This window comes from Stenotrophomonas sp. STEN018 (assembly GCF_056760235.1).
The window spans coordinates 1-20,894 of the sequence record NZ_JBRREK010000021.1; the positions used below are offsets into that span (position 1 = coordinate 1).

The window sequence follows — 20,894 nt, forward strand, 5'->3', positions numbered from 1 at the left end:
CGTTTTTTTTTTTTTTTTGTTTTTTGGCGGGCCCCCCCCCCCCCATCCCTAAAACTTTTCATATCTCCTGGTTCGGGGCTTACGCCGCTCCTACAAAACATGCATCGCGTTCAACCCAGCTTCGGGTTCAACGTATACGTGCCATGCACCAATGCTTCGGCCAGCACGTGGCCCTGCATGGCACGATGCACATCGGCGGCGGTGAACGCACCATCGACCGGCAGATGCTCCACATCCAGCGCGAACAGCCGGAAGAAATAGCGGTGCAGGCGTTCGTCGTTGAACGGCGGGTACGGGCCGTCGTAGCCGTAGTAGGTGCCGCTCATCTGTGCGTTGCCGGCAAACCAGCCGGTGTAATCGTTGATGCCCTGACGTGCACCCAGCGGACCGGCGGGCTGCGTCTTGCCATGCGCGGTGAAGCCATCGCTGCAGCTGCCAGCAGCGATTTCGCGCAGCTCGGCGGGTACATCCACCATCACCCAATGCACGAAGTCGGCACGCGGCTGGTCCAGCGGAATGCTGACGTCATCACGACCGACCAGCTCAGCCACGGTCGGCACGTCCGGGTCCACGCAGATCAACGCGAACGAGCGCGTGCCGGCCGGTACATCGCTCCAGCCCAGCTGCGGGTTGCGGTTGCCGGCGAAGCCATTGGCATCGCCGGCAGCAAACTCGGCCGCAATCGGCTGCCCGTTCTGAAAACTCTGACTGTCCAGTTTCATCATTGCTCCTTGATCAGGCTTCGGGGTAACCCAGACGCACTGCGACCGGGGTCAGCACTGCAAACTCCGATGCCAACACCTGCGCGTAGTTACGCCAGTGGCCAGCCGGGATGGTGCCCGGGCCAAGACTGCGCACCGGCGGGAAACGCAGACCAAAGGCCTGCTCCAACAATGCTCCCATCGCCGCCGGATCATTCACCGCATCGTCGGTACGAATGATCATGTGGGTATACAGATCCTGCTCATGCAGCAGCGCAACCTGCGCCAGCGCGCGTGCCAGCCACTGCGCAGCCTCGCTGGACGAGGTCACCGCCAACGGTGCCGGCGCACCCAGCGCCAACCATTCCACCAGCATGTCGCGCGGGTCACGCAGGGCGATGACCAAGCGGCCTTCCGGCAGCTGCGGGCGCAACGCCCATAGCAGGGCGTTGTCCCACCACAGCAGCCAGTCGATCACGTTGCCGTCTTCGATGCCGCGCGCCGGCAGCGCTTCGCGCCATTGCTGCACCAGCTGTTCCGGCGTCAGCACGTCGGTGGCCAGACGCTGCAGGGTCAAGAAATTCTGGAACGCGTCATCGGGCGGAGTCGGTCCGAAACGGTCGTCACGCAGCACGCGGCTACCGGCGGCCATCACCATTGCTACACGTTCCACGCCCGAACCCGGCGCGCCCCACAGGAACATCGGCCGCACCGGATTGTCGCCAGCCACCTCGCCCATCGCCGGCCACTCGGCCGGTGCACGTGCCTGCTGCGGCAGCGGTAGACGGTTAGGTACCATTTCTTCGTGCACACGCAGCCACGTCGCCAAGGCGCCAGCGCGGTCGCCAGCACGGTCCTGGGTTGCACCCAGCCAGCTGCGTACACCGATGCGCGCCTGCTCCGGCGCGTTGTCCATCAGCGCTTGCACATGCGCGATCGCCGCGCTCGGCTCACGCTGCAACAGCGCTTCGACAATACGCTGTTCGCCACTGACCCGGCCCGGCTCCAGCGCGATGATGTGATGCGCCACGGCTTCGGCCTCTTCGGCCTGCTCGTTCATGTCATGCAGGCTCATCCGCGCTTCCAACGCCGGCAGGTGCTCGGGCATCGCGCTCAGCCAGCGCTCGACGACATCGACGGCTTCTTCGCTGCCCACCTGAGCCACGGCCAAGCGCGCCATCCACAGATCGTGATGTTGCGTATGCGCCTGCACGGCAGCTTCCAGCTCGCTGCGCGCTTCTTCCTCGCGGCCCAGGCGCTGCCACGCCATCAACAGCATCTGCAGCGTCGGCCGGTCGCCCGGCACCTGCTGCAGCAAGGGGCGCAGGTGTTCCAGCGCCTGCAGCGGCTGGTCCGAGGCCAGTTCCAGTTCACCGGCCAGACGACGCATGCCCGGGTTGTCACCCTCCGGTGTGGCCAATACTTCGCGCATCATTTCCGCCGCGCGGTCCAGATGTCCCTGACGCAGCGCCAGCTGCACCACCAAACCGCGCAATGCATGGTTGCTGGGGTTCAATTCGATCACGCGGCGGAATGCCTGCTCGGCGAAAGCGACCATGTCCTTGCCCAGGTAGGCGAAGCCCAGTGCATACAGCACGCGGACATCGCCCGGCAGCTTGGCGCTGGCGGCCGACAGAATCGCCAGCGCGCGGTCGGCGTCGCCACGGCGCAGTGCGACCATGCCTTCAATTGCGCCCAGCTCGGGGCTGTCCGGATCGACACGTGCGGCCATGCGGCCCAGGCGGTCGGCCTCGTCGATATCGTCACGGCCCAACGCCAGATGCGCCTGCATCAGGTAGGCGGAGAATTCGTTGGGATTCAGCGTGGTGCTGCGGTCCAGCGCCTGACCGGCGGCGTCGATCTGACGCTGCGCCAACAACAGACCGGCGTGCTGCAGATGCAGGGCGGCGTCATCCGGGGCCAGCGCAAGCGCTTGATCCAGGCTGGCCTGGGCCGGCTCCAGCTGGCCTTGCTGCTGCAGCGCCAGCGCCAGCCAGCGGTGGGCCTGGGCCTGCTGCGGTTCTGCGCCAACCCATGCCTGGGCCAGGGTCACGCCCTCGTCGGTGGCATTACGGCGCAGGGCATCAATGATTTTGTCTTGCATGGCGGTCCAGCGTTAGCGCAAACCCGCATTGTAGCGGCCTCGACCGCTGCTGCTGGGTTCAGCTGACGGCAGCGAGCAGGCGCTGCGCCACCCAGCGCTCGGAGAAACCATCGCCGCGCAGGTTTTCAATGAAACCGCAGTGACCGCCCCAGCGCGCGATCTCCAGGTGGGCATCGGTCGGCAGCCGCCAGTGATCGAAGGTGGTGAAGGGAATCACCGGGTCATCGGCGGCCATCAGGATGTCGGCCGGCACCTGCAGCCCAGCCAGCTTGTCACCGGCAATGGAGTAACCATCGAAGTACTCCTGCAGCGAGCCGAAATCGGTATGCCGGTCCACCAGCCAGCCGGTCAGTGCGCGGATGTCCAGCTTCAGTACGCTGTCATCGCAGTCGGCCAGCTCCGGGAACAAGGCGCGCTTGCGGCGCAGCGAGCCGGTCCATTTGCGGCGGAAGTACCAGTCGTACATCGCCGGGCCACGCTCGATGCTGTCCATGGTGACGGCCGGATCCAGGACCGGGCATACCGAGGCAACATGCCGCAGCGGCACCCCGGCGGCAGGCGCACGCAGTGCCAGCCGCAGCACGAAATTGCCGCCCAGCGAGTAACCGGCGGCCACCATCGGCAAACCGGCAAAGCGCTGCGCCACATCGGCAGCGGCATGCACCACTTCATCGATACGGCAGGAATGAAAGATGCCCGGATTGAGGTGATGGGTATTGCCATGGTCACGGAAGTTCAACCGCACCACGTCAAAGCCCTGCTCCAACAGGCGCGCAGCGGTCATGCGCATATAACTGGATTCGGCACTGCCTTCCCAGCCGTGCAACAGCAGCGCCAGCGCCTTTGGCGGCGCGCCCTGCGGGCGGCTGTGCCAAGCCTGCAGACGCACGCCATCGCCGCCGTCGAGCAGCAGCTCCTGGGTGATTGCGCCACTGGCGGCCAGCAGCTGGCGGCCTCGGCGCAAGCGCAGCCGGCTGGATGCCAGCATCGACTGCAGATGCGGATTACGCAGCCAGCGCGGCGGCAGGTAGTTGCAGGCGCTCAGCATGACCGGCCCGGTGGGCGTTGACTGCCCAACTCAGCGTTGGCCGCAATCTGCACCTTACGGTCCTTCCATCACCGCCACGATGCGCGCGCGCGAGGTCTCGGCGATGCGCCGGCGGCCTTCCAGATCCTGGATGGCGATGGGTTCGAGGAAATGCACCTCGCCACGCCGTGCAGGCTCACCGAGCAGACGCAGGAAATTACCGAAGAAACTTTCACCCGGGCCAAATGCCACCGTGGTCTGCGCATCACCATACACGCCATAACGCAGCGCGATCGGCTGCACCGGCACACCGGCTTCCACCGCGGCCTGGAAGATGCGCGCGTGGAACGGCCCCACGTCCGTGCCACCGCGGGTACGGCCCTCCGGGAATACCGCTACCGGCCGCTGCTCGTGCAGACGCTTGACCATCTCTTCCATCACCCCGCCCAGCGACTCGGTGTTGCCGCGCTGGTGGAAGATGGTGTGGCCACGGCTGGCGACCCAGCCGACCACCGGCCAGCCGGCGATTTCGCGCTTGGCGACAAAGCCAACCATCTTCTGGCTGTGGATCACGCAGATATCGACCCAACCCACGTGGTTGGCGACAAACAGCACCGCACCCGGCAAGGGCTGGCCATAGCGCTGCAGGCGGAAGCCGAAGATCCACATCAAACCGCCCGACCACCAGCGCACCACCCGCTCTTCCAGCGGGTTGCTGGCGGGGCCGATACGCCCCAACGGCTGCGTCATCAGCAGCAGGATCAGCGGCAGGAACAGGACAATGTGAACCAGTAGCAGCGGGGCGCGGTACAAGTAACGGAACACGCGGGCCACACCGCCCTGGCGGGCGGGACGGGGGGAAGTCATCCCCGCACGATACCGGATGCGGTCCGGCTTCCGCCAGCATGAGGACCATGCTGATAGGCACTCCCGAAGACGCTGCCAAAGAGTGCGCCGTGCCACACTATCGGCACGAAGTACCGGTCGGCTCGGGTTTTAAGGGTACGCCGGCAGCTTTCCCGGCATGAAATGTGTACAACAACACTATCGTTCAGGGGGACGGCATGATGGACCGGCAGCTGCTGTCATCGACAGAAGACATGCTGCATTTGTTCTCGGCGGCGTTGGAACAAATCGGCAATGGCGTGATCCTGTTCGATGACGCCAATACCATCCTGTACGTCAACCATGCCATGGAAAACATCTCCGGCTGGTCCCGCACCGAACTGCAGGGCAAGAACCTGGGCACGCTGGCACCAGCCAGCATGCGCGAGCGCTACAACACCCGCCTGTACCCAGGCGACAGCAACCGCGTGCAGGAGCTGGTCGCCGATCCGCACGACATCCAGATGATCCGCAAGGACCAGAGCACCTGCTGGATCAGCGTGACCCTGTCACAGATTGCCGACGGTGAGCGCAACATCCGCATGGTACTGGTCAGCGACGTCACTGCACGTCGCCTGGCACAGGCCCGTGAGCGCTTGCTGTCATTGGGCTTCGATGAAACCCAGAGCGCGGTGCTGATCACCGATGCCGAAGGCCGCATCGTGCATCTGAACAAGGGCTTCCGGCGCCTGTTCGGCTTCCTCGACGCCGAGGCGATGGGCCAGTACGTGCCGGCGCTGTTGGCGCCGGAGAATTTTTCGCCCGAGCAGTTGAGCGCCTATACCGCGCGCCTGCTGGCCGGGCAGCCGATCCGCGCCGACGAGCGGCTCTACCGCAAGAACGGGCAGCCGCTATGGTGCTCGGTCAGCACCAACCCCATCTTCGATGACTACGGCACGCTGGTGAACCTGGTCATCGTGCTGATGGACATCACCCGCACCAAGGTGCACGAAGTCCTGCAGCACAAGATGCTCGACGCGATGGTGCGCGAAGTACCCACCGCCGAGGTCATGCAGATGATGTGCCTGGAGGTGGAGAAGATCGCCCCGCAGGTGCTGTGCTCGGTGCTGCGGGTGGAAGACGGGCGGCTGCGCCACCTGGCTGCGCCCAGCCTGCCCGAAGCCTACACCCGGCTGGTGGACGGCGTGCCGGTAGGGCCGAAAACCGGCGCCTGCGGCACCGCCGCGTACTGCGGCCAGACCGTGCTCAGCCGCGACATCGCCAGCGACCCCAACTGGGAAGGCATCAGCCATCTGGCCCTGCAACACGGCCTGGCCGCCTGCTGGTCCACCCCGATCAAGGCCAACGATGGCCGCGTGCTTGGCACCTTCGCCTTCTACTATCGGCAGCCCTACGACCCGGACAGCTTCCATCACCGGCTGGTCGAAGTGATCGTGCATCTCTGCGCGCTGGCACTGGAGCGCGAGGAAGCGCGCAACCGGATCCGCCGGCTGGCGTTCTACGACGACCTCACCGGCCTGCCCAACCGCAGCCTGCTGCATGCGCAGGCCGACCAGGCCATCACCGCCGCCAACCATCACGGGCAGACAATGGCGGTGATGTTCATCGATCTGGATCGCTTCAAGCAGATCAACGACTCCTTCGGCCACCCCGGCGGTGACGAACTGCTGCGCACGGTGGCGCGACGCCTGCAGGAAGAAACCGGACCGATGGACATCGTCGGCCGGCTCTCCGGCGATGAATTCGTGGTCATCCTCAACCGCTGCGATGTGCCTGCCGCCAGTGAGCGCAGTGAGCGCATCCTGCGCACGCTGGGCTTGCCGCTGGCGCTGGGCGACTTGGAGATCCGGCCCTCGGCCAGCATCGGCATCAGCATCTTTCCGCATGACGGCAACGACATGGACTCACTGCTGCACCATGCCGACGTCGCCATGTACCAGGCCAAGCACAACGGCCGCAACCGGGTGCGTTTCTACAGCAGCGAGATGGACGAATGCGCACAGGAACGCCTGGCGCTGGAAACGGCCCTGCGTGAAGCGCTTGAACAAGGCCAACTGCAGCTGCACTACCAACCGCAGATCGATATTCGCAGCGGACACCTGCACAGCGTAGAGGCGCTGGCGCGCTGGCAGCATCCGCGCCTGGGCAGCGTGCCACCGATCCGCTTCATCCCCTTGGCCGAAGAGGCCGGGCTGATCGGTGATCTCGGCCAATGGGCATTGCGCGAGGCCTGCCGGCAGCTGGCCCGCTGGCGTCAGGAAGGCCTGGAGGTGCCGTCGGTATCGGTGAACCTGTCACCAACCAACTTCCACAGCGCCGCGCTACCGGACACCATCAGCCAGATCCTGCAACACGAATCACTTAGCGCCAGCGACTTGACCCTGGAGATCACCGAAGACGTCTTGCTGGATGGCGACCCGATCACCCTGCAGACGCTGCGGCAGGTGCATGCACTGGGTGTGCGGCTGTCGATGGACGACTTCGGCACTGGCTATTCCAGCCTCAGCTACCTGCGCCAGCTGCCGATCAGCGAACTCAAGCTGGACCGCAGTTTCGTGCGCGGCATAGAAGGCGACAAGGTCGCCAGCGCACTGACCCAGGCCATCGCCCACATTGGCCAGAGCCTGCAGCTGAAAGTTGTTGCCGAAGGCGTGGAAAGCCTGGAGCAATTACGCCTGCTCGGTGCGCAGGGCTACCAGATCGCGCAGGGATTTCACTTCACCCCGGCACTGCCGGCACCAGCCTTGGCCGATTGGGTGCGCGAGCATCTGCCGGTGGCGGTGTTGGTTTAGTTGGAGGTTGCTGCGGGTACGGGCGGGGAGCAGAGGCAGGAGCAAAAGCTACCCCTCCCCAACCCTCTCCTTCGCTACGCGAAAGGGAGGGGGTAAAGCTGCGCCCCCTCCCTTTGCCGCAGGCAAGGGGAGGGCTGGGGAGGGGTGCCCTTTAGCTCCTAGCGCTTAGCCCTAAGCGCCATTCACTCACCCAACAGCCACAACCGCCAAGGTCAGCCGCGAAATACACACCGGCTTGCCAGCCTCATCCTCGATGCGGATCTCCCACACCTGGGTGGTGCGGCCCACATGCAGCGCGCGCGCAGTCCCGGTAACCACCCCACTACGCGCTGCACGCAGATGGTTGGCATTGATCTCCAGGCCGACACACACCTGCTGGCCCGGGTCCACGCAGAGGTTGCCGGCGCTGCTGCCCAGCGTCTCGGCCAGCACTACCGACGCACCGCCGTGCAGCAGACCGTAAGGCTGCTTGGTGCGCGCATCCACCGGCATCGTTGCCTGCAACCAATCATCGCCGGCCGCGGTGAAGACGATGCCCAGGTGGTCGATCAGCGTGTTGCGGCTCAATTCGTTGACCAACTGCAGGTCAACCGGCGCACGGAATACTTGGCTCATTGCAGCTACCTCTCGGGGGAATGGAACGATCAGAGGATGGGGACCAGTCCCGCACCGAAGGCCGTCAGCATGCGCACCAGCACCCACTTGGGGCCGACGTCGACCTCCGGGAAGTCACCAACCGCGGTGTAGCAGTTGTGGAAGTCCGGGTCCTGACGACGCAACGGCTGCGGGCAGTCCGGGCCCGGTTTGAAGGCATAGTCGGTGGCGTAGCGCCAAGGCCAGAAATCCAGGATCGGCAGCGCCTCGGAAGCCTTGCCAAGACTGTAGTTCAGGCCGGACAGCACCGGCGGTTTTTCGCGCGGTGCCACCACCCAGGAGTTGTCCGGGTGCACGTCGCGCAGGATGCTCTGCGCCAACTGCTCGGCAAACGCCGGGTCGTCGATGATCACCGCGCCTTCGGTGTTGTAGTTCTCGCTGCGCGGATCGAAGTTATGGGTGCCGATCACACCAATGCGACGGTCCACCACCAGCGATTTGGCATGCAGGCCCATACGCGCGCCGCGGCGGGTAACCGGCAGCGGCCGGTTGACCGCACGCGTGCCCAGGAACGAGGGCCGGGTTTCAGTACGCAGCACCTCGCGCTCGACCTCGCTGCCGTCGGCACTGAGACGGCGCCCGGAACCGCTGCCGCGCACATTGCTACCGGCCGCGCTGCCACCAATCACCCGATTGCGGGTGGGGGCCACGGCTGGCTCGCCGTCCAGTGGCGCCGGCAACAGCTGCGCGTAGTCGATCGGCGCGTCCAGCGGAAACGGCTTGTACTCGTAGATGTTGAAGCCCAGCACGCGCAGATTGCGGCGTTTGTACTTGTAGGACAGCGCATAGACGATGGGGTTGTCGGTGGCCGCCAGGCTGTTGGTCGACACCACTACCCGCGGTGGATTCTCGCGCTCGCGCAGGCCCTCGAACAACGCCTGCGCGGGCTTGGACAGCACCAGATACGGCGTCTGCAACAACACCTCGGTCTGCGCCTGTGCAATCAACGCATCCAACTTCGGCTCGGTCACATGCTGGCCGTTGAGCGGCTGCGCCTCGCGTTCACGGCGATGTTTGCGTGGCAGATCGGCGACGTAGCTGACCGCACTTACCGGCAAAGCGGTGGCGACAAATGCCTGCTCGATGAAGTCCGGGTCGGAGGCTTCCGCATCCACCCGCGCGATGCGGTCCGGACGCCGGAACGCCGCCTGCGGCAATGCCGGCACGCCTTCGTTCAACAAGGTTTTGCCGACGTCGTTCAACCGCTCGGCCGGCACACTGCGGCGTGCTTCCCAGAAGGCCTGGAAGTTCGCGGCCATCTCGCGTGCCTCCGGCCCGGCCACCACCACGTCACGGTCACGGAAGTTGTATTCCTTGTCCCAGTCGTAATAGTCATCCTGGTAGTTGCGGCCACCCACCACGCCGATCACATCGTCGATCACCAGCAGCTTGTTGTGCATGCGCTGATTGAAGCGACGGAAGCAGCACAGCACGCTGCCGGCATAGTCGAAGTAGTTGAGCTTGGCCTTGCCGAACGCCGGGTTGTAGACACGCAGCTCGAAGTTGGCATGCGCGCCGGACAAGGCACCCAGCATCTGCAGGTCGGAGATCGCCGAGAGCTGATCGATCAGCACCCGTACCTTGACCCCGCGCCGGGCCGCGGCCAGCAGCTCGTCGATCACCATCCGCGCACTGTCGTCGGTGTCGAAGATATAGGTCTGCAGGTCCACGCTGCGGGTGGCGCTGCGGATCAGGTTCAACCGCGCTATCAGCGACAGTTCGCCCTCGTCGACGATGGTGGCGTAGTGCCGCGGTGCCTGCGCGGTGGATTCGGCGATGGCCTTGCCACCGAGCGCGCGCAGCGGCGAATCCAGCGCACAGCGATCGGGCTGGTCGCAGTCCACCACGGTGGAACGCGCAGCCACGGCAATGCCAACGGCACGCTCGCGCTGCTGATTGGACAGCGAGGCACAACCGCTGGCCAGCAATAGCGCCAGCACCGGCAAAAGACGGATCACGGCTCTCACGTTTTGGGGGCGCCCACCAGGCGTGTACGCAGTACGAATATCACTCGATCACTCAGGGCCATCTGCCAGCTATCCATGCCATATCGGCCGCGCAGGATGGTACCGCGGCTGATGAGGTCGCAATCATAGCCGGGCCGCGCGCATTCAGGCTTTGCCAGGCGCATCACTTCGGGCCGGCTGATGCCACGGATCGACAAGCGCCCCAGTACATCGCCGCCGGTTTCGGTCAAGCGCGGGTCATAGGGGTCGGAGTCGAACTCCACCACCGGGTAACGCGCCGCATCAAAGAAGTCCTCGCCGCGGATCCAGCCGGTGTAACGCGGCCGCTCCGGGATCTCCACATACTCGGTGAACATGCGCAGCCGCACCTGGTGGCGGCCATCGGGCAGCACCGTGATCCAGCCCTCAAAGCGTGGAAAAACCCCCTCTACCTTCTGCCCGAAGCGGGTACGTATTTCAAAACCGAACCGGGAATGTGCCGTGTCGAAATGCAATGGCTCGGCCGCAAGGGCCGAGCCAGCCAGCATCAACAGAATCAGCAGCAGCCCATACCGCGCCACCGCCATGGAATCAGGGCCACCAGAATGCGGTCAAATTGGCGATGCCCGGTTCGATCGGTGACTCCTTCGGCAAGGACAATACCGCGACCGATGCCGGCGGCATGCCGCGGTAATCACCGGTCTGGCCGCTGTTCAACAGCGCCACCAGCTGCTCCAGCCCGGGGTTGTGGCCCACCACCAGCACGCGCTCCACCTCGTTGTGCTCGTCCAGCAGTGCCGCCAGGGTGCCCGGTGCGGCGTCATAGATGCGTTCTTCCAGACGCTGCTCGACGTAACCGGTACGCTCCAGCACTGCCTCCAGGGTTTCGCGGGAGCGCCGCGCCGGCGAGCACAGCACCCGGTCCGGCACCAACTTGTTTTCCTGTAACCAACGGCCGGCCGCCTCGGCCTCGGCCAAGCCATGCGGTGAGAGGGGCCGGTCGAGATCGGCTTGGCCATTGGCCGCCGGTTCGGCATGGGCATGTCGCAGCAGGATCAATTCACGCATGGTCGGTTAGTACTCCTGATCAGACCTTGTTCAACCACTTGAGCAGCGGCTCCCAGTCTTGCTGGTGCTCGCGTACCTGTGCAGAGTGATAGTCGAACAGGCTGCGCCCAAGCCCGACCATCACCACATAACTCTGGCTGTCACGCAGCTGCGTGACAACCTCATACGGCCAATCGGCCAGCATCTGCCTGGCCTGTTGCGAGGTCTGCGTCCACGGCTTGGTGCGGTTGAGCACCAGCCCCACCGGCACCGCCCGCGAATGGATGCGCTTGATCTTGGACAGGCTGTTGAGGAAGCCGACGATGGCCTCGATATCCAGCGCCGAGGGCAGCACCGGCACCACCACCGCATCGGCGATGTCGATGAAGCGCTCCAAGTCCTCGCCATAGGCACCGGCCGGAGCATCGATGATGACCTGCTCGGCCCCGTCGGGGATCAGCTTTTCCCAGTTCTTCTTGCGGTGCACATCCACCGGCAGCACGGCGCTGTCCAGAATGGAACGGCGTTGCGCCCAGCGGGTGCTGGAGCCCTGCGGGTCGGCATCGGCGATCACCGTTGCCTGGCCGGACAAGGCCGAGTGTGCGGCCAGATGGGTAGCGATGGTGGTCTTGCCGACACCGCCTTTGGAGCCGGCTACCAGAATCGTCTTCATGCACGCCTCGTTTTCGCGGGACTTGCCTGCAGCGTACACCGGCCCGCGTTAGCAAAGGTAGTCATCCGGTGAGGACGCCACCCCGGTAAGGCCTGCGGCTTTGCTATCGTGTCGCCCCCGGCATTGGAACCACCATGAGCGAGCTGCAGGACCTGACCGCACTGATCCGCGCCAACACGCCGCTGATCGTCATCGAAACGCAGGATGAGACCCGTATCGTGGGCCTGTTCCGCGAGGCCTTGATGCATGTGTGGCGCTCGCTGTACCGCTGGTCGATCACCGAGGGCCTGCGCCGCATCGACATGGACCGCGAGGACGAGGCGGTCGGCCCGCCCGACGCCAGCGCCGCCCTGCGCATGATCCAGGAGGCCGACCAGCGCGGCATCTACCTGCTGCTCGATTTCCACCCCTACCTGGGCTACGCCAGCCACCAGCGGCTGCTGCGCGACATCATCCAGCGCCGCCACAGCCAGCCACACGTGGTGGTGCTGGTCGGCGCCAAGGTCGAGCTGCCGGCTGAACTGGAAGCGCTGGCGACCCGCTTCAACCCACGCCTGCCCGATGCCAACGCGCTGCTGAAGATGCTGCGCGAAGAAGCGGCCAGCTATGCCCAGGAGAACGGCGGGCGCCGGGTCGAGGTGGACCAGGAGGCGGTGCAGCAGATCCTGCGCAACCTGCGCGGGCTGAGCATGACCGACGCCCGCCGCATCGCCCGCCAGCTGATCTTCGCCGATGGCGCCCTGCAGGCCGACGACCTGCCGCAGCTGGCCAAGCTCAAGTTCGAGCTGCTCAACCGCAGCGGCCACCTGCACTACGAATACGACTCGGCCCGTTTCAGCGACGTGGCTGGCGCGCGCCGGCTCAAGCGCTGGATCGAGCAGCGCCGCGCGGTGTTTGTCTCCGGCAATGCCCCGCCCGGACTGGATCCGCCCAAGGGCATGCTGCTGCTCGGCGTGCAGGGCTGCGGCAAGTCGATGCTGGCCAAGGCCACCGCCGCCGGCTTCGGCGTACCGCTCTTGCGGCTGGATTTCGGCACGCTGTACAACAAGTACCACGGCGAGACCGAGAAGAACCTGCGCGACGCGCTGGCCTCGGCCGAGCAGCTGGCGCCCTGCGTGCTGTGGATAGACGAGGTCGAGAAGGGGCTGGCCAGCGGTGGTGAGGACGGTGGCGTGTCGCGTCGCGTGCTCGGCTACCTGCTGACCTGGATGGCCGAGCGCAAGGCACCGGTCTTCATCGTCGCCACCGCCAACCAGGTGCAGGAGCTGCCGGCCGAACTGCTGCGCAAGGGCCGCTTCGACGAAATCTTCTTTGTTGACCTGCCCTCGCCCGACGCCCGCGTCGAGCTGCTGCAGCTGCATCTGCTGCGCCGCCAGCTGCAGCCGGACCTGTTCGCCCTGCCCGCCTTGGCAGCAGCCAGCGATGGCTTCTCCGGTGCCGAGATCGAGCAGGCGGTGGTCGCCGGCCTGTACGCCGCCCATGCCGAGCAAAAGCCACTGGATACCGAGCTGCTGATGGCCGAGATCCGCAATACAAGACCGCTGTCGGTGCTGATGGCCGAGCAGGTGCAATCACTGCGCGACTGGGCGCGCGAGCGCACCGTGCCGGCGGATTGAAATCAGCCCGAAGGTAAATTCCATTTAAACAGGGGAAAGACGGACCCTCTGGATATCGAACGAATTGGAGTCATTCGAAATGCCAAAGTCCTCCCTTAGGCTTGTCACACTGATCATTCCGATATTTTCACTACTGGGTTGCGCGGCCCCTTCTTCCATACCGCCGCACGATGCTTGCCAGAACAAGATCACTGCCATCAATGGGGCCTGCCGGATTTCCCCTTTGCAACTTTTTGCGCAGTCGGACCTTTTCCTAGGCAAAAACATTGATGTTGTTCTGTATTACCCGGCAAAGGGTTCGACGTTTCTATATGCCAGCAAAGAAGCTGCTGACGTAGCGGACCTGGTCTCAGCAATCATGGTCGGAAATTCTCCTGACATTGCAGGTAGATTTTCCATGCCGGGCTATTATCGGGTGGAAGGCTTTTTCGAGGCTTCCGCTCCTGTCACATTCGGCGAAGGCGTGACTGTCCCGGAAGTGATAGGTGGAAGATTTCCTTCGATTGAATCTGTTCGAAGGATTACATCCAAGGATGAGATGTCGGAAGAATGCGCCGCGGCTGGATGTGACGTCATCTACGCCGATGGTGCCTTTTTGATGAGAGCACTTCCAGATAAATAGAAATTCCAGCTCAACACTGGAAGATTTTTTGCAGCTTTCACCCACGCTTTCCTGCTACGGCGTCGTGCCAATCAGATCCCCGGCTTCAGTCGCAACGGCAACAGGATCCATTCGCCAAGCGAAGCCTCAGATTCCGTATCCCAGGTAAGCGGAACCTGAGGCTGCTGGTCAGGGCGCAGCCAACTTTGGCTGCCAATCAACGGGCGGCGTCACCTGCACACCATAGGCTGCAAGCAAACGGCGCATGGCTGGCAGCTCGCCCAGTTCTGCTAGCCAGCGCGTGTATTCGGCAGGGCTTACCTTGGTGACCTTGCTGGTTTCGTCACCCAGGATGTCCGTCGCTTCGGTGGTGACCCATTGCAGCTCGCGCTTGCGCGCCAACCATGGTGCCTGCGCCGGCCCTTGCTCCAGCTCTGCCATGCGCGAAACCCCATAGCCGGCGAGCAGAAGCGAGCTGCTGTTGGCCATTACATTGAACAGATGTCGGCATTGCTCCCGCTTTGCCGCATCAGGCGCGGACTTGGGGCAAGTCTCCATCACCTGCTTCAAATCCGCTGGAAAATGCATCGCAGCGATGCCGAACAAAGTAACGGTGCGCTCCTGTTCAAGATAGTTGCCGCTGTTGTGGCGCTGCCACTCAGCTGCCTGCGCGGGATCGGTCAGCGGCCAGGGATAGTCGCGCGTGGCCACATTCAGTACGCCGATCAATGTCGCTGCGGGGTCGCGGTAGCGCGATGCTTTTGCCACTCGCAGCCAGGCGCGCTCCGCCTCGATTGGATCCTTGCGGTGCTCGGCCAAGCGCATCAACAGCAGTTGGCTTCCCGCATCCTCGGCGTCTGCGGTCGCGAGCGTGACGCGGGCCTGTTCCACGTTGCACTCGTCCACCCGGAGGCAGCGGGTAATCGCAGCCGCCGCGATCACCGGATCCTCGCTGCCGGTGCGTATCGCGCGCATCAACCAGGTGTCAGCCTCCGGCGAGTAGCTGGTTTTCCCACGTGCCAGATCCAGGCTCATCGGTGCCAGCAACCACGCCGCATACAACTTGCGCGGCTGACCACTTGCAGCAAGCTCGCGCCCAAGCTGCAACCGTGCAGTGTTGATCGCTTCGATCTGCGCAAGCATATGCTCCGGCGTGGCTTCAGCTTTTGCCGGTTGCGCAACCACGCCCGCCGTTGCAGCCATCAAGGCCAAGCCAGTGAACATCAACCAGGGTTTACGCATCCTGCTTTCCTCGTTGTAGAGCATCCAAGCTTACATACTGACTCAAACCAGCCGATCAAGCACCCAGACCCAAGCCGGCAAGGTAACCAACGACAGCACAATGCCATAGCCCACCATCGCCGCTGCCAAGCGTGGCGCCAGCCGGTGTGAAATGGCCAACGCGGCGGCGGTGATCATGGTCGGCATTGCAGTCTCCAGCACATTGACCCGCAGCATTTCGCCCTGCAGGCCAAACGCCCACGACAGCGGTAGTGCTGCCGCCGGCAGTACCAGCAACTTGAGCAGCAGGCCCACACCCAGCGGCGACAGCTCAGCGCGCGACAACCGCAGTTGGATGGTCAGGCCCACTGCCAGCATCACCAGCGGCAGCATCGCGTCGGAGACGTTCTTCAATGCGCCGGCGATCCACGGCGGCGGCGATGCCGGCATCACCAGCAGGGCGAAGATGAGTGCCCACAGCGGCGGGAACCTGGCGATGCGCAGCAGGATCTGGCCGGTGCTGGGCGGGGTGTCGCCGCTGTAACGCGCCAGCACATACAAGCCAAAGGTGGACAGCATCACGAAGGTGCCAAACTGGTCGTAGACCACTGCATACGGCAGGGCATGGTCACCCAACAGCGCGCGCACCATCGGGTAGCCGATGAAGCTGGAGTTGCACAACGCCACGCATAGCAGCAACACCGCATGCACCTGCCGCTGGAAACCGAACAGGCGCGTGGCCAGGCTTACCAAGGCCAGGGTCAGCAGCATCAACAGCCACGGCGTGAGCATGATGCCGATCAACGAGGCATCCAGCTGCAGGCGGGGCACATAAGTGAGCACCGCTGCTGGCAGGCAGATGTACAGCACCACCTTGTTGAGCACGTCGGCGGCGTTGTCCGGGAACACCCGCAAACGGGCAAACAGCATGCCCAGCGCGAGCATGGTCAGGATCAGTGCGAATGCGTCGAATGCCATGATGCAAGCATGTGCAGGACTGCCCCGCAGGGGCAATCAGCGCTGGCTCAAAACCTCCCGTCGCAGTGGCAACACGCCAGTCGCGTGCTGCACCGCAGCAACGATCTTACGGCCATGCCGGCGGCTTGGCCGCCCATGCCTGCTGTACCTGGGCCAGCTGCGAACGTTCTGCATCACTCCACGCTGGCAGCAATTGCGGGTAAGCGGTCGCCTCAGTCCATTGCCCCGGCTCGGTGCGCACGGCTGCCGCATACCAGGCCATGGCTTCGTCCTTGCGATCCAGGTTCCACAACACCAGCGCCAGCGTTGGCGGCAGCCACGACGGATTGCCGCGGGTACCCTCGGCCGCCTTGGTCCACAGGTTCAATGCGTCCTGCGCATTACCGCGGCGGTACAGATCCCAGCCGTGGTTCCAGCGCAGGCTGCGGGCCTGCACGGAGGTGTCGGCAACGGCGGCCATGGCCTCCTCGTACAGCTTGCCGCCCAGCTCGGTACGTCCATCACGGTAGGCGATGCTGGCAAGCTGCGCGGTGGCTTCCACACCTTTGCGACCACGCTCGCGCAGCTTCATCAGCTGATCAACCGCATCTGCCTGTTCAGGCGGCACGGCGTGGATCGGCTTGGCTGCCACATCGTCGTCGAAATAGAACTCGTTGATCTTTGGCAGGCTCTGCGCCTGCACGTTTGCAACAAACAGGCCCGCCAGCAGCAGTGCGCCAGCGACCATGCGCTTTGTAACCCCCATGACTGCAATCCCCATCAAACAGTTATCCCCCACCCGGCCCCGATCCTAACCGCTCCGGGCGCTACGCGCGACGGGTTACAAGGTGATGAAAGGCCCCACTGCTACAATCCGCGGCTGCCACCGGCGCCGCCGGCTGGCATCCGCCAGCCGTTTCCGCAATGGGCCAGCCATGACCAGCACTGCCGAACTTACTTCGCCTGCCTCCGCCAACGACCCGCTGATCGGCGTGCGTGATTCCGATTACAGCTTGGAGCACAAGTACACCCGCACCGATGGCCGCATCTATCTGAGCGGCGTGCAGGCCTTGGTACGCCTGCCCTTGATGCAGCAGCAACGCGATGTTGCGGCCGGCCTGAATACCGGTGGCTTCATCAGCGGCTACCGTGGCTCGCCGCTGGGCGGCTTCGACCTGGAGCTGTGGCGCGCGCGCAAGCACCTGGAAGCGGCCAAGGTGAAGTTCGTGCCCGGTTTGAATGAAGACCTGGGTGCGACCATGGTCTGGGGCACGCAGCAGACCAACCTGTTCCCCGGTGCCAACGTCGATGGCGTGTATGGCATGTGGTACGGCAAGGGCCCGGGCGTGGACCGCTGCGGTGACGTGTTCAAGCATGCCAATGCCGCCGGTGCTTCCAGGCATGGCGGCGTACTGGCGCTGGCCGCCGACGACCATGCCTGCCGCAGCTCTACCCTGCCCCACGGCAGCGAAGAAGAGTTCGTCAGCGCGATGATGCCGGTGCTGAACCCGGCCGGCGTGCAGGACATCCTCGACATGGGCCTGGTCGGCTGGGCGATGAGCCGCTACACCGGGCGCTGGATCGGCTTCAAGACGATTGCCGAGACGGTGGAATCCTCGGCCTCGGTGGACGTCAACCCGTTCGCCCGCCAGATCATCTTGCCGGAAGATTTCGAGATGCCGGCCGCCGGCCTCAACATCCGCTGGCCGGACCCGCCGATGGAGCAGGAAATGCGCCTGCACCGTTATGCGGTGAAGGCCGCGCAGGCCTTCGCCCGCGCCAATGGCCTGGACAAGGTGGTGATGGATTCGCCGCAGGCGCGGCTGGGCATCGTCACCACCGGCAAAAGCTACCTGGACGTGCTGCAGGCGCTGGAATACCTGGGTCTGGACGAGAAGGCCTGCGCCGACATCGGCATCCGCGTGTACAAGGTCGGCATGACCTGGCCGCTGGAGCCGCAGGGCATCGGTGAATTTTCCCGCGGTCTGCAAGACATCGTGGTGGTGGAGGAGAAGAAGGCCTTCATCGAGCGGCAGATGAAGGAATACTTCTACAACTGGCCGGCCAACTGGGGCGCGCGCCCGTCCATCGTCGGTAAGTACGACGAACAGGGCGAGTGGATCCTGCCGTCCACCGGCGAGCTGACCCCAGCCACCATTGCCGGCGTGATCGGCCGTCGCATTCAACGGTTCTTCAATACCGAATCGATTGAAGAGCGACTGCGCTGGATGGACGTCAAGGAAGCCGAGATGGCTCTGCCGCGCGCGCAGTTCCCGCGCGTGCCGCATTACTGCTCCGGCTGCCCGCACAACACCTCGACCAAGGTGCCGGAAGGCTCGCGTGCGCTGGCCGGCATCGGCTGCCACTACATGGTGACGTGGATGGACCGCGACACCGACACCTTCACCCACATGGGTGGCGAAGGCGTCACCTGGGCCGGGCAAGCTGCGTTCACCGACACCGAGCATGTGTTCCAGAACCTCGGCGACGGCACCTACTTCCACAGCGGCTCGCTGGCGATCCGTCAGGCGATCGCTTCCGGCGTCAACATCACCTACAAGATCCTCTACAACGATGCGGTGGCGATGACCGGCGGCCAGCCGGTGGACGGCACCTTGACCGTGCCGCAGATCGCGCATCAGATGCGTTCGGAGGGCGTGCACACCATCGTGTTGCTGTCCGACGACATCGGCAAGTGGAAGGCACGTCGCCACGAATTCCCCAGTGATGTGGAGTTCCACGACCGCGCCGAGCTCGACGCCATGCAGCAACAGCTGCGCACGGTGAAGGGCACCAGCATCCTGATCTACGAACAGACCTGCGCCACCGAGAAGCGCCGCCGCCGCAAGCGCGGCAAGATCGTCGACCCGGCCAAGCGCACCATGATCAACTCGCTGGTCTGCGAAGGCTGCGGTGACTGCGGCGAGAAGAGCTTCTGCGTCTCCGTGCTACCGAAGGAAACCGAGTTCGGGCGCAAGCGCGACATCGACCAGTCCAACTGCAACAAGGACTTCACCTGCACGACGGGCTTCTGTCCGAGCTTCGTCACCGTGCACGGTGGCCAGCTGCGCAAGGGCAGCAAGAGCGGTTCGGCCAGCCTGCTCGACAATCTGCCGACACCAACCTTCCGCACCGATTTCTCGCAGCCCTGGAACATCCTGATCACCGGCGTCGGCGGCACCGGCGTGGTGACCATTGGCGCACTGCTCGGCATGGCCGGCCACCTCGAAGGCAAGGGTGCCAGCGTGCTCGACCAGACCGGTCTGGCGCAGAAGGGCGGCGCAGTCACCACCCATATCCGCATCGCCAACAGCCCGGCCGACATCCACGCGGTGCGCATCGCCGCCGGTGAAGCCGACCTGGTGCTGGGCTGCGACATGGTGGTGGTCAACGACTACTGGGCGCTGTCCAAGGTGCGCGGCGAGCGCTCGCAGGTGGTGTTGAACACCTACGAAGCGATGCCAGGCACCTTCACCACCCACCCGGACATGCAGTTCCCGGCCGCCGACATCATTGCCGGGGTGAAGCTGGCACTGGGCGGTCGCGACCCGATCCTGCTCGACGCCACCCAGCTGGCCACCGCCCTGCTCGGCGACGCGATTGCCTCCAACCTGTTCATCCTCGGCTTCGCCTGGCAGCAGGGCCTGGTGCCGCTGTCGCTGGAATCGCTGATGCGCGCGGTGGAGCTCAACGGCGCCGCCGTGACCATGAACCAGACCGCGTTCGCCTGGGGCCGCCTGGCCGCGATCGATCCGCAGGCCGTGCAGCAGGCCGCCGGCCTGGTGCGCAACGCGCCCACCGATGCCGAGCGTAAGCCGGCCGCGCTGCGCGAACTGCCGCCCGGCGAATGGGAAGGCAACGAGGCCGGCGCACCGTCGGCACCGCGCAATCCGGGCAACGAGCCGGATATCCGCGGCCTGCCCGCCGCCAGCCCGACCAGTGGTGAAGCTGCGTTCGCATCGCTGGACGACGCACACCTGTCGCGTTCGCTGGACGAACTGATCGCACGCCGCAGCAGCTTCCTCACCGATTATCAGGACGCCGCCTACGCCAATCGCTACCGCACGCTGATCGATGCCGTGCGCAAGGCCGAGCAGCAGGCGATCCCGGACAGCACCGCATTGAGCGAAGCCGCCGCGCGCTACTTCTTCAAGCTGATGGCCTACAAGGACGAATACGAAGTCGCCCGCCTGTACACCAGCGGCGACTTCGCCAAGCGCGTTGCAGAGAAGTTCGAAGGCGACTACCAGGTGCGTTTCCACTTGGCACCGCCGCTGTTCGGCAAGCGCGACGAACAGGGCCAGCTGCAGAAGAAAGAATACGGCCCGTGGATGTTCAAGGCCTTCGGCCTGTTGGCCAAGTTCAAGGGCCTGCGCGGTGGACGCTTCGACGTGTTCGGTTACACCGAGGAACGCCGCGGCGAGCGCCAGTTGATCAGTGACTACGAGAAGACGCTGCAGGAACTGATCGGCTCACTCGACGCACGTCGTCTGACATTGGCAGTGGATATCGCCAGCATCCCCGAGCACATCCGCGGCTACGGCCACGTCAAGGAAGCGCACCTGCATGAAGCCAAGGCGCGCGAGGCGACGCTGTTGGCAACGTGGCGCAACCCGAAGGCGCTGCATATCGTGCAGGCGGCCTGAGAAGGCAACGGATAGGTTGCTTATGCGCAATGCAACCTAGGGGGTTGCATTGCGCGGCCTGAG

The 20,894-nt window shown here is 64.6% G+C and carries 16 protein-coding genes; 4 read left to right on the forward strand and 12 right to left on the reverse strand.

Translation table 11 applies throughout. The features are described 5' to 3' along the window. Positions 1–110 precede the first annotated feature (110 nt). Genes ACVOMB_RS09860 through ACVOMB_RS09875 form a run of 4 tightly spaced genes read right to left on the reverse strand, consistent with a single transcriptional unit; the run spans position 111 to position 4,699 of the window. Positions 111–722, reverse strand: a complete 612-nt coding sequence (locus ACVOMB_RS09860) for a YbhB/YbcL family Raf kinase inhibitor-like protein (protein ID WP_481530995.1) — start codon at positions 720–722, stop codon at positions 111–113. 13 nt (positions 723–735) lie between these two features. Further along, entirely contained in the window at positions 736–2,805 is a 2,070-nt protein-coding gene (locus ACVOMB_RS09865) for a tetratricopeptide repeat protein (RefSeq protein WP_481530996.1), read from the reverse strand. A 58-nt stretch (positions 2,806–2,863) separates the two neighbouring features. Beyond that, a complete protein-coding gene (locus tag ACVOMB_RS09870; RefSeq protein ID WP_481531054.1) occupies positions 2,864–3,850 on the reverse strand; it encodes a YheT family hydrolase in 987 nt (328 codons plus the stop codon). 57 nt (positions 3,851–3,907) lie between these two features. Then, positions 3,908–4,699 carry a lysophospholipid acyltransferase family protein gene (locus tag ACVOMB_RS09875; RefSeq protein ID WP_481530997.1) on the reverse strand — a complete coding sequence of 264 codons (792 nt, stop codon included), beginning with the start codon at positions 4,697–4,699 and terminating at the stop codon, positions 3,908–3,910. A 197-nt stretch (positions 4,700–4,896) separates the two neighbouring features. Here ACVOMB_RS09875 and ACVOMB_RS09880 point away from each other — a divergent pair, with 197 nt between their 5' ends. Beyond that, complete coding sequence (locus tag ACVOMB_RS09880; RefSeq protein ID WP_481530998.1) at positions 4,897–7,470, forward strand: EAL domain-containing protein; 2,574 nt, start codon at positions 4,897–4,899, stop codon at positions 7,468–7,470. Positions 7,471–7,656: 186 nt separating this feature from the next. Here ACVOMB_RS09880 and ACVOMB_RS09885 read toward each other — a convergent pair whose 3' ends face one another. Genes ACVOMB_RS09885 through ACVOMB_RS09905 form a run of 5 tightly spaced genes read right to left on the reverse strand, consistent with a single transcriptional unit; the run spans position 7,657 to position 11,790 of the window. Then, a complete protein-coding gene (locus tag ACVOMB_RS09885) occupies positions 7,657–8,085 on the reverse strand; it encodes a hotdog fold thioesterase (RefSeq protein WP_481530999.1) in 429 nt (142 codons plus the stop codon). Between the two features lie 29 nt (positions 8,086–8,114). Further along, positions 8,115–10,082: a phospholipase D family protein gene (locus tag ACVOMB_RS09890; RefSeq protein WP_481531000.1), complete on the reverse strand. Its 1,968-nt coding sequence runs from the start codon at positions 10,080–10,082 to the stop codon at positions 8,115–8,117. 5 nt (positions 10,083–10,087) lie between these two features. Continuing rightward, entirely contained in the window at positions 10,088–10,657 is a 570-nt protein-coding gene (locus tag ACVOMB_RS09895; protein ID WP_481531001.1) for a YceI family protein, read from the reverse strand. 4 nt (positions 10,658–10,661) lie between these two features. Continuing rightward, positions 10,662–11,138, reverse strand: coding sequence for a SixA phosphatase family protein (locus tag ACVOMB_RS09900; protein ID WP_481531002.1), 477 nt, complete (start codon positions 11,136–11,138; stop codon positions 10,662–10,664). A gap of 19 nt (positions 11,139–11,157) precedes the next feature. Beyond that, the gene (locus tag ACVOMB_RS09905; RefSeq protein WP_481516977.1) at positions 11,158–11,790 is read right to left on the reverse strand and encodes a nucleotide-binding protein; all 633 of its coding nucleotides are present in this window, start codon (positions 11,788–11,790) and stop codon (positions 11,158–11,160) included. A 134-nt stretch (positions 11,791–11,924) separates the two neighbouring features. Between ACVOMB_RS09905 and ACVOMB_RS09910 the strand changes: the two genes are divergently transcribed. Both ACVOMB_RS09910 and ACVOMB_RS09915 read left to right on the forward strand, forming a co-directional pair. Further along, positions 11,925–13,406 (forward strand): AAA family ATPase, encoded by a 1,482-nt coding sequence (locus ACVOMB_RS09910; RefSeq protein WP_481531003.1) that lies wholly within the window; start codon positions 11,925–11,927, stop codon positions 13,404–13,406. Between the two features lie 79 nt (positions 13,407–13,485). Then, positions 13,486–14,028, forward strand: coding sequence for a hypothetical protein (locus ACVOMB_RS09915; protein ID WP_481531004.1), 543 nt, complete (start codon positions 13,486–13,488; stop codon positions 14,026–14,028). A gap of 168 nt (positions 14,029–14,196) precedes the next feature. Here the strand turns inward: ACVOMB_RS09915 and ACVOMB_RS09920 are convergent, their stop codons facing one another. The 3 genes from ACVOMB_RS09920 to ACVOMB_RS09930 form a co-directional block, all read right to left on the reverse strand. Further along, on the reverse strand, positions 14,197–15,249 hold the full coding sequence (locus ACVOMB_RS09920) for a hypothetical protein (protein ID WP_481531005.1): 1,053 nt from the start codon (positions 15,247–15,249) through the stop codon (positions 14,197–14,199). A gap of 42 nt (positions 15,250–15,291) precedes the next feature. After that, positions 15,292–16,206 carry an AEC family transporter gene (locus ACVOMB_RS09925; RefSeq protein ID WP_481531006.1) on the reverse strand — a complete coding sequence of 305 codons (915 nt, stop codon included), beginning with the start codon at positions 16,204–16,206 and terminating at the stop codon, positions 15,292–15,294. 106 nt (positions 16,207–16,312) lie between these two features. Then, on the reverse strand, positions 16,313–16,951 hold the full coding sequence (locus ACVOMB_RS09930; RefSeq protein ID WP_481531007.1) for a tetratricopeptide repeat protein: 639 nt from the start codon (positions 16,949–16,951) through the stop codon (positions 16,313–16,315). A gap of 169 nt (positions 16,952–17,120) precedes the next feature. Between ACVOMB_RS09930 and ACVOMB_RS09935 the strand changes: the two genes are divergently transcribed. Then, a complete protein-coding gene (locus tag ACVOMB_RS09935; RefSeq protein ID WP_481531008.1) occupies positions 17,121–20,831 on the forward strand; it encodes an indolepyruvate ferredoxin oxidoreductase family protein in 3,711 nt (1,236 codons plus the stop codon). Positions 20,832–20,894: the final 63 nt, after the last annotated feature.

Excerpts from the sequence above, each read along its gene's own strand:
- ACVOMB_RS09895 (WP_481531001.1), bottom strand. The coding sequence starts at position 10,657 with ATGGCGGTGGCGCGGTATGGGCTGCTGCTGATTCTGTTGATGCTGGCT.
- ACVOMB_RS09915 (WP_481531004.1), top strand. The coding sequence starts at position 13,486 with ATGCCAAAGTCCTCCCTTAGGCTTGTCACACTGATCATTCCGATATTT.
- ACVOMB_RS09935 (WP_481531008.1), top strand. The coding sequence starts at position 17,121 with ATGACCAGCACTGCCGAACTTACTTCGCCTGCCTCCGCCAACGACCCG.
- ACVOMB_RS09865 (WP_481530996.1), bottom strand. The coding sequence starts at position 2,805 with ATGCAAGACAAAATCATTGATGCCCTGCGCCGTAATGCCACCGACGAG.
- ACVOMB_RS09905 (WP_481516977.1), bottom strand. The coding sequence starts at position 11,790 with ATGAAGACGATTCTGGTAGCCGGCTCCAAAGGCGGTGTCGGCAAGACC.
- ACVOMB_RS09930 (WP_481531007.1), bottom strand. The coding sequence starts at position 16,951 with ATGGGGGTTACAAAGCGCATGGTCGCTGGCGCACTGCTGCTGGCGGGC.
- ACVOMB_RS09875 (WP_481530997.1), bottom strand. The coding sequence starts at position 4,699 with ATGACTTCCCCCCGTCCCGCCCGCCAGGGCGGTGTGGCCCGCGTGTTC.
- ACVOMB_RS09880 (WP_481530998.1), top strand. The coding sequence starts at position 4,897 with ATGATGGACCGGCAGCTGCTGTCATCGACAGAAGACATGCTGCATTTG.
- ACVOMB_RS09900 (WP_481531002.1), bottom strand. The coding sequence starts at position 11,138 with ATGCGTGAATTGATCCTGCTGCGACATGCCCATGCCGAACCGGCGGCC.
- ACVOMB_RS09920 (WP_481531005.1), bottom strand. The coding sequence starts at position 15,249 with ATGCGTAAACCCTGGTTGATGTTCACTGGCTTGGCCTTGATGGCTGCA.
- ACVOMB_RS09860 (WP_481530995.1), bottom strand. The coding sequence starts at position 722 with ATGAAACTGGACAGTCAGAGTTTTCAGAACGGGCAGCCGATTGCGGCC.
- ACVOMB_RS09925 (WP_481531006.1), bottom strand. The coding sequence starts at position 16,206 with ATGGCATTCGACGCATTCGCACTGATCCTGACCATGCTCGCGCTGGGC.
- ACVOMB_RS09885 (WP_481530999.1), bottom strand. The coding sequence starts at position 8,085 with ATGAGCCAAGTATTCCGTGCGCCGGTTGACCTGCAGTTGGTCAACGAA.
- ACVOMB_RS09910 (WP_481531003.1), top strand. The coding sequence starts at position 11,925 with ATGAGCGAGCTGCAGGACCTGACCGCACTGATCCGCGCCAACACGCCG.